Genomic DNA, 12,856 nt, shown 5'->3' with positions numbered 1-12,856 from the left:
TGAACGTGGTGGATCAGGCGCGCACCGTGGCGCGACGGTAGGCGAAGAGTGCCAGCGCCACCAGGGCCACCCCCCAGGCGAGGATGCCGACGGCGTCGGCCGGGTGCGGGGTCTCGCCCGCCGCGATCCGCCATCCGATGCGCGCGTAATCGTACGACGGCGTCACGTGGGCGATGTTCTTCATGGCCGCGGGCATCATGCTCTCGGGGAACCAGAGCCCGCCGAGCAGGGCCAGTCCGAACATGCCGATCATCGCGACGGGCTGCGCGGTGTCGGGCGGCAGCAGGGACCCGATCGCCAGGCCCAGCGCCGCGAAGGGGATCGTGCCGGCCCACATCGCCAGGATCAGCTCCACCCACCGCACCGGCGACAGCGACACGTGCTGGGTCAGCACCGCGGCCAGGCCGACCAGCAGCAGCGACGGCAGGACCAGCAGCAGCGAGGAGACCAGCTTCGTCAGGATGATCGCCCGGCCCGGCAGCGGGGTGATCTGGAGCTGCCGCAGCCAGCCGCTGTGCCGCTCCTGCGACCAGGGCACGGCCGTCGACATCATGGCGGCGGCCAGCGCGCCGTACGCGGCCATCGAGACCATCAGCAGGACGCTGCCCCGCAGCCCGGTCGCCTGGTCGGACTCCGACCCCCAGAGGTTGGAGTAGAGGAGGTAGAACCCGACGGGGAAGGCGACCACGAAGATGACGTAGCGCTTGTTGCGCAGCATCCGCAGCAGTTCGACCTTGATGTAGTGCCGCATCGTCAGGCCTCCTTGGTGAGGGCGAGGAAGGCGTCCTCCAGATCGGCCCCGTGGAGCTGGAGGTCGCGGATGTCGAGGGTGGTCTTGCGATAGAGCGCGGCGACGGTGGCGTCGAGGTCGGTGGTGCGCAGCGTGACCCGGTCGCCCTGGAGTTCCACCCCGGTCGTCCCGGGCAGGGCGTCGAGCCCGGCGACCGGCTGCTCGCCCAGCAGGAAGCTCACCGACTGACCGGCGACCCCGGCCTTGATCTCGGCGGCGCTGCCGTCGGCGACGACCCGGCCGCGGGCGATCACGATGACCCGGTCGGCGTTCTCGTCGGCCTCCTCCAGGTAGTGGGTGGCGAACAGGATCGTCCGGCCCCGCGCGGCGTACGCCCGCATGTTGTCCCAGAACGTACGGCGGGACTCGACGTCCATGGCCGCGGTCGGCTCGTCGAGCAGCAGCAGCCTCGGCCCGCCCGCGATCGCCAGCGCGAACCGGACCCGCTGGGTCTGCCCGCCGGAGAGCCGGTCGGCCCGCCGCCGGGCGAGCTCGGTGAGGTCGGCCAGTCGGAGGATCTCCTCCAGCGGCAGCGGACGAGGGTAGAGCCGCCGGACGAAGTCGACGGTCTCCGCCACGGTCAGCTCGGGGATCAGCGCGCCCTCCTGGAGCATCGCGCCGATCTCCCCGTTGGCGACCGCCGTCTCCGGCTGCTCGCCGAAGACCCGGATCTCGCCGGAGCTGGGCCGCAGCAGGCCGAGCAGCATGTTGATCGAGGTGGACTTCCCGGCTCCGTTCGGCCCGAGGAGGGCGACCGTGGCGCCGGCCGGGACCTCCAGGTCGAGGCCGTCGACCGCGAGCACGTCCCCGTATCTCTTGGTGACGTCGGTGAAGGCGATGGCGTTCATGGGCTTCACGGTAGAAATCGGGACCCCTATGCCGTCAGTGCCCTGCCTCCGGCCTTCGCGATGACATTTGTCATCCGCCGGGCCGGCCGGTCCTCCGCCCACCGTCCGGCCCTGGGTGCCGGACGTACCCAAAACGTGATAACCAGGAGAAATGCGCCGTATGGCGGCCTTCCGAAATCTCCGCCAGGTTCTCCAGGTGAGCCACGTCCTGCTGGTGATCCCGCTTGGGCTCATCGTGATCATCACGGCCGTCGACCTCGCGCTTCCGAAGAGCGTTCACCTGGGGCCGCTGCTCGTCGTCGCTCCCGCGCTCACCGCGTCGTTCGCCGGCCCGTGGTGCACCGCGGCGATCGGAGCGCTGGCGTTGGTCGCCGAAGTGGTGGACGGTCTGGGACAGGGCATCCTGGGAAGCTCCGAACACCACGTCGAGATGATCGCCCTGTTCGCCGTGTCGGCCGTCGTGGTCGTCTTCCGCGCGATCCACGAGCGGCACCAGGCCGTGCTCCACCAGGTCCGGGCGGTCTCCGAGATCACCCAACGCGTCCTGCTGCGGCCACTGCCCCGGCAGGTCGGCCCCTTGCGCATCGCCTCGATCTATCTGGCCGCGGCGGCGGAGGCGAGGATCGGCGGCGATCTGTACGCGGCCACCCGGGCGGACGGCGCCACCCGTCTGCTGATCGGTGACGTACGGGGAAAGGGGCTGGCCGCGATCAACGACGCCGCGGCGTCCCTCTGCGCATTCCGCGAGGCGTCACACGGCCGTACGACCCTCTCCGACCTGATGACGCGTATGGATTCCAGCATCTGCCAGAACCTCGCCGAGTACTCCGAGACCGACACGGACGCCCAGGAATGCTTCGTCACCGCGGCCGTCGTCGAGATCTCCGACACCGAACCGACGGTGAACGTGATCGCCTGTGGCCACCCGCCGCCGCTCCTCCTCCGCGGAAACCGGGTGCTGACCCTGCAGCCGGACCAGGTCGCTCCCCCCTTGGGACTCGAACTGATGACGGCATCCGAACCTCGGCCGGCGACATTCCCCTTCGAACCCGGCGACATCCTCCTGCTGTACACCGACGGCGTCATCGAGGCCCGCGACCGCGCCGGCATGTTCTTCGATCTTCCCGCACACCTGGGCGAACGGGCCGGCGAGGACATCGGCACCCTCGTCGAGCGGCTCCGCGAGCGCCTGTTCGACCACGTGGCCGGCCGGCCTGAAGACGACACCGTCATGATCGCGATCGAGCGCCTGCCGACGCCGGATCCCTGAGCCGTACGGCCGTCAGCCGCACCACGGCGGCGCGGTCACTCGGACGGACGCGCGACGAGCCCCGCCGTCACCTCCTGCGCCCCCGCGTTGAGACGGCGGACGAATCCGGTGAACATCTCCAGCTGGTCGTCGTCGTAGTCGGCGGCGATCGCCAGGAACTCCGACTCCACCCGGGCGAAGATCTCCTCGAGTGCCGCCTCGTGCCGTCCGGTCGAGCGGATCAGCACCTTGCGGCGGTCGAGGTCGTCCCGGCGGCGCTCGACGAAGCCGCCGCGTTCGAGCCGGTCGATCACCGACGTGACGGCCGACGTGCTCAGCCCGGTGAACTCGGCCAGCCGCCCCGCGGTCAGCTCCGGCTCGTGGCGGGCCAGGTCGAGGCACTTCAGATCGGTCGGCCCAAGCCCGAAACGGTCCGCGATGGCCTGGTGCAGCACGACCGCGCGGCCGGCGTTCTCGCGCATCGCCTCCGAGAGGGACCGAAGTGCCGCGGATCTGTGGGTTGACACGGGGGCTCCAGATAGTTCATAAGTAGATATCTCGATGAATCGAGATTTCCTCTTCATCGGAAGAAGTCTATCGCGGGGAGCCGATCATGCCTATGGAGTCCGCACCCGTCCTCGTCGCCGGAGCCGGCCTGGCCGGGCTGTCCACCGCCATGTTCCTCGGCCTGCACGGGGTGCCCGCGCTCGTCGTGGAACGCCACGCGGGCCTGTCCACCCAGCCCAAGGCGCGGGGGCAGACGCCCCCGACCATGGAGGCACTCGCCACGGCCGGCGTGGCCGAACGGTTCCTGGAGGCCGCGCCGCCCGGGCGGACCGAGGGCATCATCGTGATCGCGGAGAGCGTCACCGGCAGAGCCCTGCACGACTTCGTGCAAACAGCGCCGGACCTGTCCGACTTCTCCCCCGCACCTATGGCGGCGACCAGTCAGGAACGCGCCGAACGCATCCTCGCCGAGAGGGCGGTGGAACTGGGAGCCGAGATCAGGTTCTCCACCACCCTGGAGTCCTTCCGGCAGGAGGGCGACGGGGTCGTCGCCACGCTCCTCGACACCGCCACCGGGCGGCGGCGGACGGTGACCTCCCGCTATCTGGTCGGCGCGGACGGCCACAAGGGCACGACCAGGGACGCCCTCGGCATCCCGGCGCACGGACGGACCTCGTCCCGGCCCGTCCGGACGCTTTTCCTGCAGTTCGAGGCCGACCTCGACGTCGCGTTCGAGAACGCCGCGTTCGGCCTGTACTACCTCCGCGATCCCGCCCTGCCCAGTGGGTCGGCCACCGTGGTGACCACCGACCACCCCGGCCGGTACGTCGTGAGCTGCGTGTTCGACCCGGGCGAGGAGCCCGGCCGGGACGACCTCGCCGACATCGTCCGCACCGCCTGCGGGGTGCCGGACCTGGAGGTGGCGATCGTGGACGTGGCGTGGTCGTCCTCCGGCGGGCGCCTCACGCGCGTCGCCGACACGTTCCACAGCGGCCGGGTCCTCCTCGCCGGCGACGCCGCGCACCTGATGCCGCCGGCCGGCGGGCAGGGCGGCAACGCCGCCGTCATGGACGGCTACCACCTCGCTTGGAGGCTCGCGTACACGCTGGCGGGAGTGGCCGGTCCCGGCCTGGTCGCCTCCTACGACGCCGAGCGCCGCCCGTTCGCCGACGCCCTCGCCGAGCAGCAGTACGCGAACATGGTCCAGCGCCAGGCGCCGCAGCTACGCGACGACACCGTCGCGGAGATCTTGGATCCCGCGGTCGGGTTGTTCGGGTACGTCTGCCCGTCGGGCGCGTTCGTCCGGGAGCCGGGAGAGGAGCGCCCGCTCTTCGAGGACCCGGCCTCGCCCTCGGGACGTCCGGGGACCCGGGCACCCCATGTGCGGCTCAGCCGCGACGGCGTGCCGGTCTCGACCCGCGATCTGTTCGGCCCCGCGTTCACGGTGCTCGCGGGCGCCGAGGGACCGGCCTGGGAGAAGGCGGCGACCGAGGCCGCGCGGAATCTCCGCGTCGCCGTGGAGACGCACGTCGTCGGCGGCCCGTCCGTGCTCGGCGACCCGGACGGACGGTTCCCCGCCGCGTACGGGATCACGGCTGCCGGAGCCGTGCTCGTACGCCCGGACGGGATCATCGCCTGGCGGTCGTCCGGCGACGCCGGCCTCCCGGAGCTGGAAGGCGCGTTGCGTTCCGTCCTCGGGTGAGCGCGCCGACGCCGTCCGACGGGTCAGAGCCGGCAGGCGAATATGGCGGTGGCGAGGACCGCCTTGGCGCCGATCTCCCAGAGCTGGTCCATCACCTGCTGGTGGCCCTTGCGCGGGACCATCGCCCGCACGGCCACCCAGCCCTCGCGGTGGAGCGGGGAGACGGTCGGCCCCTCCATGCCCGGGGTGAGGGCGATGGCCTCGTCTATGCGCTCGGCCCGAATGTCGTAGTCGATCATGACGAAGTCGCGGGCCACGATCACGCCCTGGAGGCGGCGGATGAGCTGCTGGAACCCGTTGGCCTCCAGGGCGCCGGCCCTCTTGATCAAGATGGCCTCGGAGTGCGCGATCGGCTCGCCGAACACCTCCAGGCCGACGTTGCGCAGCGTCGTGCCGGTCTCCACGACGTCGGCGACCGCGTCGGCGACGCCGAGCCTGATCGCCGTCTCGACCGCGCCGTCGAGCTTGATGACCCGCGCGTCCACGCCCTGGTCGGCGAGGTACTTGCCGAGCAGCCCGGCGTACGAGGTGGCGATGCGCAGGCCGGACAGGGCGGAGACGTCGGAGTAGGCGCCCGCCGTGGAGGCGAAGCGGAACGTCGACCGGCCGAACCCGAGCGGCATGACCTCCTCGGCCGGGGCGCCGGAGTCGAACAGCATGTCGCGGCCGGTGATCCCGGCGTCGAGGGTGCCCTCGCCGACGTAGACGGCGATGTCGCGCGGGCGGAGGAAGAACAGCTCGCAGGAGTTCTCGGAGTCGACGACCACGAGCTCCTTGCTGTCCCTGCGCTGGCGGTAGCCCGCCTCCTTCAGCATGGTCTGGGCGGCCTCGGAGAGCGCGCCCTTGTTCGGTACGGCGATGCGCAGCATGAGCAGGAGATCCTTTCAGGCAGAACGAGGTCGATGGACGATCCGGGGCCGCCGCGGCGGCTACAGATGCTTGTAGACCTCGTCCAGCCCGATCCCGCGCGCCAGCATCAGGACCTGGACGTGGTAGAGCAGCTGCGAGATCTCCTCGGCCGCCCGGTCCGCCGACTCGTGCTCGGCCGCCATCCAGCTCTCCGCGGCCTCCTCCACGACCTTCTTGCCGATGGCATGGACGCCGGCGTCCAGGGCGGCCACGGTGCCGGACCCCGCGGGCCGGGTGCGCGCCTTCTCTGCCAGCTCGGCGTACAGCTCTTCGAAGGTCTTCATGGTCTCTCTCGGGTCGTGGGCCTGCGCGTTCAGGGTATCGGCCCCAGGGTAGTCGCGGGGGCGGACCGCCGCCCCCCGCGTCCATCCTGCGAGATCGAGTTCAGCCGAGGATCTTCCTGGCCAGCCTCAGCTGCTCGAGCGCCTGCTGCGACTCCCCGCCCTCGTGGCCGTTGAACGGCCAGACCGTGATGTCCTTGGGGCCGGCGTAGTGGTTGTAGGTCCCGAACACGGTCGAGGCCGGGGTGACGCCGTCGCGCAGGGCGACGGAGAACCGGGCGGGCGTGCGGGCCCGGGCCGCGAAGTGCAGTCCGTCGAAGTAGTCGAGGGTCGCGAAGACGTCCTCGACCCGGGTCCTGTGGATCCCGCAGAACCGGCCCAGCTCGCCGTACGGGTCCTCCTCGGTGATCTCGACGGCCCGCCGGATGTCGCACATGAACGGCACGTTGACGAACGCGTAGGCGAGGTCCGGCACGAGCGCGGCGGCCGCCAGCGCCATGCCGCCGCCCTGGCTGCCGCCGGTCACGACGACCCGCCCGGCGTCCACCAGGGGGTGCGACCTCGCAGCCTCGACCGCGCGCACGACGTCGGTGTAGAGCCGCCGGTAGTAGTAGTCGTCCCGGTCGAACACACCCTGGGTGAGCTTGCCGGGGATCTGCGCGCCGTTGCCGCCCACCGGGTCGGGGGTGTCGCCGGAGCGCCAGGTGCCGCCCTGCCCGCGGGTGTCCATCACAAAGGTCGCGTATCCGGCGGCCGGCCACAGCAGCCAGTCGTGCGGCCGGCCGCGGCCGCCGCCGTACCCGATGAACTCCACCACGCACGGCAACGGTCCTGACGCGCCCGCGGGCGCGATGAACCACCCCTTGATCGGATGCCCGCCGAATCCCGCGAACGTCACATCGGCCACGTCCACCAGCGCGAGGTCGGCCTCGTAAGGCTCGAAGACGGGGTTCAGGTCGTGCGCGCGGGCCTCGGCCAGCGTGCGCTCCCAGAAGGCGTCGAAGTCGGCGGGCTCCCGGCGCTCGGGCAGGTACGCGCGCAGCCGGTCAAGGGGCATGTCGACGAACATGGGGGGCTCCCGTGGGTGGTGGGCCTGGCTCGTGTACGCCGCAAGGTTACACAAGTGCCCTGTTTCAGACTTCTGACCCGGTTAAGAGTCTTCCGCCGGAAACCGCCTCGCCATCGACAACCCGTCTGACCTGCGAAATCGCGCCCTGAACGGCGTGACGTCCGGATTGACGGCATGAAACGCCCTCTTGAAACTAATCCGGTTTAGTGCTGGACTCTGCACGAATTCGAAGCGTGGGAGGTGCACCGCACGGGCACGGCCTCGCGGCGGGCCGCCTCTCGGGGGGCACGACATGTCAGTCGATCACTTTCCGTAGAGATCGGAGACGTCCATGCGACGAACGACGGCGGCCACCTGCGCCGCCCTGATCGCCGCCTTCGGCGCGGGCTGCGCGACAAGCGGTACGTCGGAGACCAAGCAGGCGGACGCGAACGCCCCCGCCTCGATCACGTGGTGGTCCACCGGGGGCGACGACGAGACGGCGTCCTTCCAGAAGGCGGCCGACCTGTACACGAAGACGCACCCCAACGTGACGATCAAGGTGCAGACGCTGAGCTGGGACGACGCGTACGCGAAGCTGCTGGCGGCCTCGACCAGCCGTAGCGGGCCCGACATCATCTCCGGCGGCATGACCTGGACCATCCAGTTCGGCCTGCGCGGCGGGATGGTCGACCTGCGCAAGTACGGCATCGAGCAGCTCCAGGCCCAGGCGCAGCCCGCCCAGTGGAAGTCGGCCGTCTCCCCCGACGGCACGATCTACGGCGTTCCCCTCGACATGTCCACCGAGGCGCTCTACTACCGGACCGACCTGTTCGACAAGGCGGGGATCAAGGAGCCGCCCAAGACCTGGGAGGAACTGACCGCCGACATCGAGAAGCTCAAGAAGTCGGGGGTCAAGACGCCGTTCAGCATCGACTGGGGCAACCTCGACTGGATCGGCTACTTCAACTTCCTCTACCAGGCGGGCGGCACCTTCTACACGCCGGACTGCAAGCCCTCGCTGAACACCCCGCAGGCCGAGCAGGCGCTGTCGTACTGGATCGACCTGCACCGCAAGTACGGCGCGCCGACCGACACGGTGACGACCTCCGACGCGCTGGACGCGGGCACCGCGATGGTCTACGGCGGCAACTGGAACGCCCTCGGCATCGACACCAGCAAGCCCAAGATGAAGGGCAAGTGGGCGATCGCCCCGCTGCCGGCCGGCCCGGCGGGGCCCACGACCTTCATCGGCGGCCGGGCCGTCGGGGTCACGTCCTACAGCAAGCACATCCAGCAGGCGGCGGACTTCGTCAAGTTCCTCTACACCGACGAGGCCGTCGACGCGGTGTCGGCGGAGTCGAAGGCACGCAACGTCGCCTACATCCCGCCCCGCCCGGACAAGGTCGCCGACTCCCCGTTCACGCCGGAGCACTCGGCGGTGTTCGCGGAGATCATCAAGACCGGCGCGGCGGCGCCCGGGTGTCCCGGCTGGGACGAGAGCGCGTCCGACGTGGCCAAGCAATTCCAGGCCGCGATCCTCGGCAAGGCCGACGTGAAGACGGCCCTGGGCGAGGCCGCCGAGGTCATGGAGCGCAACGCCGGATAGCCGGGACGGCCGTGGCTCGCCGGTGACGCCTGACCACTCACCGGCCGCGGCCTCCGTCCTCCACACCTGCCCGGGTCCGCCCACGGTTTCCCTGCGACCGGGGAACGACCCGACCAGGGAACGACCCGACCAGGGAACGACCTGACTGGAGACGACATGGCAACCCACGCCGCCGCGCCCCGGCAACGATGGCGCCGCTACGGCACCTCCTATCTGATGCTGCTGCCGTTCCTCGGCCTGTTCGCCGGGTTCCTCGTCTGGCCGCTGGCCAACTCGCTCTACCTCAGCTTCACGAAGTTCGACGGGGTGAACGCCCCCGAGTTTCAGGGGCTGGAGAACTTCCGCCGTCTGCTGTTCGACGACGACCGGTTCCGGCACGCCCTCGGCAACACGTTCCTCTACGTCGTGGCGTCCGTCGGAATCGGCACGCTGCTGTCGCTCGGCCTCGCGCTGGCCTTCAGCGGGTCGAGCTGGCCGCACCGCATCATGCGGACGATCTTCTTCCTGCCCTCGGTGACCTCGTCGATCGCGCTCATGCTGCTCTGGAAGTGGATCTTCAACCCAGGGGACTTCGGCCTGGCCAACACCGTCGCCACCTGGGTCGGCGGCAGGGCCGTCGAGTGGCTGGCCACCCCCGGGCTGACGATCCCGATCCTCGTGCTCATGTCGGTGTGGGGCGGGATGGGCTACGGCATGGTCCTGTACGTCGCCGGGCTCAACACGATCCCGCAGGTGTACTACGAGGCGGCCCGCATCGACGGCGCCACCGCCTGGCAGCAGTTCCGCCGGGTGACGCTGCCGCTGCTGCGCCCGGTCACCACGTACGTGGTCGTGACCGGCCTGATCGGGGCCTTCCAGGTCTTCGAAGCCGTCTACATCGTGTTCCGGGGCACCAACAACATCGGCGGCGTGCTCGACTCGGGCCTGATGATCGTGCCCTACCTGTACGACCAGGGCTTCACGCACTTCAAGCTCGGCTACGCCTCGGCGATCGCGTGGGTGCTCTTCCTGATCATCTTCGCCCTCAGCATGGTCAACCTCCGCATCGGCCGCGCCCTGAAGGAGCTGTGATGGCCGTCGCCCCCACGACCACACCGATCGTCGCCGACCCGGCCGCCGCGACCCGGCAGGCGCCCGCCGCCGGGACGGGCACCACCTGGCGGGGACACCTGCTGCGCCTGCCGTTCTACCTGCTGTCGCTCACCATGATCACGCCGTTCTACTGGATGCTGATCACGGTGTTCAAGCCGGTGACGGAGCTGAACCGGCAGCCGCCCTCGTTCGTGCCCGAGCATCCCACGCTGAACAACTTCTACGACCCCGGCTACTCCCCCACCCAGGTCAACCCCGGCCATCTCCAGGGCATCTTCCAGCGGTTCCAGGTGGACTTCGGGTTCGGCCGCTTCATGTTCAACAGTTTCGTCATCACGGTCGCGATCACGGTCGGGTCGCTGCTGATCGCCTCGCTGGCGGCGTACGTCATCACCAAGCACCGCGTGCCGGGGCGGCGGCTGATCTTCCTGCTGGTCGTCGCCTCGATGATGGTGCCCTGGCAGACCACCCTGGTGCCGAACTACGTCATCATGCGGAACCTGGGCTGGCTGGACACCTATCAGGGCTACATCATCCCGGCGTTGGCCAAGGCGTTCGTGCTGTTCTTCCTGGTGCAGTTCCTCCACTCGATCCCGGACGAGCTCATCCAGGCCGCCCGGGTCGACGGCGCCGGGGAGTGGCGCATCTGGTGGCAGATCGTGCTGCCGCTGCTGCGCCCGGCCCTCGCCGCGATGTCGATCTTCATCGTGCTCGCGGAGTGGAACAACTTCCTCTGGCCGCTGATCATCGTGCAGAGCGACGAGATGGCGAACATCCCGGTCGCGCTGGCCCGCCTCAACTCCTACTTCACGGGCGCGCAGAACCAGGGAGCGATCATGGCGGGCGGCCTGCTCGCCTCCCTGCCGTCGATCGCCTTCTTCCTCGCCTTCCAGCGCTACTTCACCCGCGGGATCGTGCTGAGCGGCCTGAAGGGCTGAACGGCGCACTGGCGCGCTACGCGCCGGCGGCCCTGGCGACCTCCTCCGGGTGCGTCAGCTGGGGGTGATGACCCGCGCCCGGGATCACCGTCACGGTGGCCCTCGGGAGCGTGTCCAGCAGGGCCCGCCCTTCCGGGCTGAGGGGGTCGCGGGAGCCCACGACGACGTGCACGCGTCCCGGGTAGCGCGCCAGCTCGGCCCGGAGGTCCGCCCGCCACCGGTCCGACGCCGCGGCGGCCAGGAGCCGGGCGGCCGCCGCGGCGGCGCCGCAGCGCAGATCCGCCACGCTGGAGTGGAGGGCGGGCGCGTGCGCCGAATCTCCGGTGAGCCGCTCGGACAGCGCCCGGGGAGAGACCCGGCTGAGGTACCAGCGGGCCATAAGCCGGACGGCGGGAGCGGAGCGCGCCTGGAGGAAGAACGGCGCCACGAGCGTGAGCCGGTCCACCGCGCCCGGATGGGCGGCCGCGGCCTCGACGGCTGCGGCGGCGCCGATGGAGTGACCGACCAGGTGGTGTGCGCCGGTCTCGGTGATGAGGGCGGTCAGCCAGGACGGCCAGTCGTCGCGGCCTCCCGCGCTCATCCCCAGCCCCGGCAGGTCGGCGGCGCGGGCGCGGCCCATCGCCGCGACGACCGGCGCCCAGGTGTCGGCGTTGACCGGCAGACCCGGCAACACCACCGTGGACGCGCCCGACTCGCCGAGCTCGAAGGTCCGCACCCCAGCCGGGCCGGTGAACCGTCCACCGCCGGCGGGGGCGTCCCCGAAGCGGGTCGCCGCCAGGTGGTCGGCCCAGCGGCGGATCGTCGTGGCGGTGTCCGGCATGGCCAGCCCGTGACGGGCGGCGAAGGCACGCGCCGAGCCGGTGGGATAACGGTCGCTCGACAGGAACGTCAGCGTCTCCGGATCGGCCTTCGTGAGCCGGCGGGGCAGGCGCTTCACCAGGGCCACCGGAACCCGCACGCGGGGCGTCTCGACCCGGTAGTGCTCCGCGACGAGCGCGAGCAGGCCGGGCAGCGGGGGCGTGTCGTCGTCCAGCAACCAGTAGGAGGCGCGCTCGGCGGTCTCGTCCACCGGCAGCAGGGTCATGAACCGGGCGAGGTAGTCGACCGCGACCACGGGGACGAACGTCCGCGCGTTCCCCGGAACCGCCGCGAGACCGCCCTGCCAGAGGTCGCGCAGGGTCGACGCGAGCCCGAGGTACTGTCCTGACTCGCCGGTGACGCTGTCACCGATCACGCTCGCCGGATTGACGACCGACCAGGGCACGCCCAGCCGCTCCGCCTCGGTCTGGAAGACGGCGTCCGCCTCCACCTTGGACGCCTCGTACGCGCCCAGGGCCCGGTAGGTCTTCCGCCGCTGCTCCTCGCTCCAGGGACGGGGGTCCTGCCGGCCCACGCGATACCCGGAGACGTGGACGAGGCGGCGCAGCCGCGGCAGTCGCGCCGCGAAGGCGACGACCGCGCGGACGCTGTCGACGTTGGCACGGCGGGCCTCGTCCGCCGGCATGCCGAACCGGTAGGCGCCGGCGCAGTTGTAGACCTCCGTGACGTCGTCGAGTCCCCCCTCGATCAGCGACGGCTTCGTGAAATCGACCCGGAGGTCGGCCGGGGCCTCGTCATGCCCGTGCTCGGCCAGCCAGCGGGCGAGCCGCCGGTAGGACTCGTGGCTCCGGCCGGCCGTGCTCACCCGGACGCCGGCGTGACCGAGCGCGAGAACCAGGTGGCGTCCGACGAAGCCGGTCGCGCCCAGGACCAGCGCGTGCCGGTCCCCGGCTGACGAGACCTCCGTGCCGTCGTCAGGGGATGCCCCGTCGTCCCGAGGCTCGGCTCTCTTGGTTCCGACCATGCGGAGAAGAATAGACCGGTCTACATATTTCGTGTCAACA

At 70.7% G+C, this 12,856-nt stretch carries 12 protein-coding genes; 5 read left to right on the top strand and 7 right to left on the bottom strand.

The window, feature by feature from the left end; translation table 11 throughout:
* Positions 1-13: 13 nt before the first annotated feature.
* Positions 14-751, bottom strand: a complete 738-nt coding sequence (locus ACQEVJ_RS16340; RefSeq protein ID WP_433101741.1) for an ABC transporter permease — start codon at positions 749-751, stop codon at positions 14-16.
* Between the two features lie 2 nt (positions 752-753).
* Positions 754-1,638, bottom strand: coding sequence for an ABC transporter ATP-binding protein (locus tag ACQEVJ_RS16335; protein WP_433101739.1), 885 nt, complete (start codon positions 1,636-1,638; stop codon positions 754-756).
* Positions 1,639-1,834: 196 nt separating this feature from the next.
* Here ACQEVJ_RS16335 and ACQEVJ_RS16330 point away from each other — a divergent pair, with 196 nt between their 5' ends.
* Positions 1,835-2,908 (top strand): PP2C family protein-serine/threonine phosphatase, encoded by a 1,074-nt coding sequence (locus tag ACQEVJ_RS16330; RefSeq protein WP_433101737.1) that lies wholly within the window; start codon positions 1,835-1,837, stop codon positions 2,906-2,908.
* A 35-nt stretch (positions 2,909-2,943) separates the two neighbouring features.
* Here the strand turns inward: ACQEVJ_RS16330 and ACQEVJ_RS16325 are convergent, their stop codons facing one another.
* Positions 2,944-3,369: a MarR family winged helix-turn-helix transcriptional regulator gene (locus ACQEVJ_RS16325; protein WP_433101735.1), complete on the bottom strand. Its 426-nt coding sequence runs from the start codon at positions 3,367-3,369 to the stop codon at positions 2,944-2,946.
* A 131-nt stretch (positions 3,370-3,500) separates the two neighbouring features.
* Here ACQEVJ_RS16325 and ACQEVJ_RS16320 point away from each other — a divergent pair, with 131 nt between their 5' ends.
* Positions 3,501-5,096: an FAD-dependent monooxygenase gene (locus ACQEVJ_RS16320; protein ID WP_433101733.1), complete on the top strand. Its 1,596-nt coding sequence runs from the start codon at positions 3,501-3,503 to the stop codon at positions 5,094-5,096.
* A 23-nt stretch (positions 5,097-5,119) separates the two neighbouring features.
* Here the strand turns inward: ACQEVJ_RS16320 and hisG are convergent, their stop codons facing one another.
* The 3 genes from hisG to ACQEVJ_RS16305 form a co-directional block, all read right to left on the bottom strand.
* On the bottom strand, positions 5,120-5,965 hold the full coding sequence (hisG, locus tag ACQEVJ_RS16315; protein WP_433101731.1) for an ATP phosphoribosyltransferase: 846 nt from the start codon (positions 5,963-5,965) through the stop codon (positions 5,120-5,122).
* Between the two features lie 60 nt (positions 5,966-6,025).
* Positions 6,026-6,289: a phosphoribosyl-ATP diphosphatase gene (locus ACQEVJ_RS16310; RefSeq protein WP_030507281.1), complete on the bottom strand. Its 264-nt coding sequence runs from the start codon at positions 6,287-6,289 to the stop codon at positions 6,026-6,028.
* A gap of 100 nt (positions 6,290-6,389) precedes the next feature.
* Positions 6,390-7,355: an acetylxylan esterase gene (locus ACQEVJ_RS16305; RefSeq protein WP_433101729.1), complete on the bottom strand. Its 966-nt coding sequence runs from the start codon at positions 7,353-7,355 to the stop codon at positions 6,390-6,392.
* Positions 7,356-7,686: 331 nt separating this feature from the next.
* On the opposite strand from ACQEVJ_RS16305, the gene ACQEVJ_RS16300 reads away from it, so the two are divergent.
* The 3 genes from ACQEVJ_RS16300 (at position 7,687) to ACQEVJ_RS16290 (ending at position 10,973) form a co-directional block, all read left to right on the top strand.
* The gene (locus ACQEVJ_RS16300) at positions 7,687-8,943 is read left to right on the top strand and encodes an extracellular solute-binding protein (protein ID WP_433101727.1); all 1,257 of its coding nucleotides are present in this window, start codon (positions 7,687-7,689) and stop codon (positions 8,941-8,943) included.
* A 156-nt stretch (positions 8,944-9,099) separates the two neighbouring features.
* Positions 9,100-10,014, top strand: a complete 915-nt coding sequence (locus ACQEVJ_RS16295; RefSeq protein WP_433101725.1) for a carbohydrate ABC transporter permease — start codon at positions 9,100-9,102, stop codon at positions 10,012-10,014.
* Entirely contained in the window at positions 10,014-10,973 is a 960-nt protein-coding gene (locus tag ACQEVJ_RS16290) for a carbohydrate ABC transporter permease (protein ID WP_433101723.1), read from the top strand. The genes ACQEVJ_RS16295 and ACQEVJ_RS16290 overlap by 1 nt, the downstream gene beginning before the upstream one ends.
* A gap of 16 nt (positions 10,974-10,989) precedes the next feature.
* Here the strand turns inward: ACQEVJ_RS16290 and ACQEVJ_RS16285 are convergent, their stop codons facing one another.
* Positions 10,990-12,816, bottom strand: a complete 1,827-nt coding sequence (locus ACQEVJ_RS16285) for an alpha/beta fold hydrolase (RefSeq protein WP_433101721.1) — start codon at positions 12,814-12,816, stop codon at positions 10,990-10,992.
* Positions 12,817-12,856: the final 40 nt, after the last annotated feature.

This window comes from Microbispora sp. CA-102843 (assembly GCF_050936215.1).
In the GTDB taxonomy this organism is placed as follows: Bacteria; Actinomycetota; Actinomycetes; order Streptosporangiales; family Streptosporangiaceae; genus Microbispora.
Note: the sequence above shows the minus strand (reverse complement) of the source record. Positions and strands in the feature narration are given on the sequence as shown.

Bases quoted from the DNA above. Each gene is read 5' to 3' on its own strand.
- ACQEVJ_RS16340 (WP_433101741.1), bottom strand. From the start codon at position 751: ATGCGGCACTACATCAAGGTCGAACTGCTGCGGATGCTGCGCAACAAG.
- ACQEVJ_RS16335 (WP_433101739.1), bottom strand. From the start codon at position 1,638: ATGAACGCCATCGCCTTCACCGACGTCACCAAGAGATACGGGGACGTG.
- ACQEVJ_RS16325 (WP_433101735.1), bottom strand. From the start codon at position 3,369: ATGCGCGAGAACGCCGGCCGCGCGGTCGTGCTGCACCAGGCCATCGCG.
- ACQEVJ_RS16320 (WP_433101733.1), top strand. From the start codon at position 3,501: ATGCCTATGGAGTCCGCACCCGTCCTCGTCGCCGGAGCCGGCCTGGCC.
- hisG (WP_433101731.1), bottom strand. From the start codon at position 5,965: ATGCTGCGCATCGCCGTACCGAACAAGGGCGCGCTCTCCGAGGCCGCC.
- ACQEVJ_RS16310 (WP_030507281.1), bottom strand. From the start codon at position 6,289: ATGAAGACCTTCGAAGAGCTGTACGCCGAGCTGGCAGAGAAGGCGCGC.
- ACQEVJ_RS16305 (WP_433101729.1), bottom strand. From the start codon at position 7,355: ATGTTCGTCGACATGCCCCTTGACCGGCTGCGCGCGTACCTGCCCGAG.
- ACQEVJ_RS16300 (WP_433101727.1), top strand. From the start codon at position 7,687: ATGCGACGAACGACGGCGGCCACCTGCGCCGCCCTGATCGCCGCCTTC.
- ACQEVJ_RS16295 (WP_433101725.1), top strand. From the start codon at position 9,100: ATGGCAACCCACGCCGCCGCGCCCCGGCAACGATGGCGCCGCTACGGC.
- ACQEVJ_RS16290 (WP_433101723.1), top strand. From the start codon at position 10,014: ATGGCCGTCGCCCCCACGACCACACCGATCGTCGCCGACCCGGCCGCC.
- ACQEVJ_RS16285 (WP_433101721.1), bottom strand. From the start codon at position 12,816: ATGGTCGGAACCAAGAGAGCCGAGCCTCGGGACGACGGGGCATCCCCT.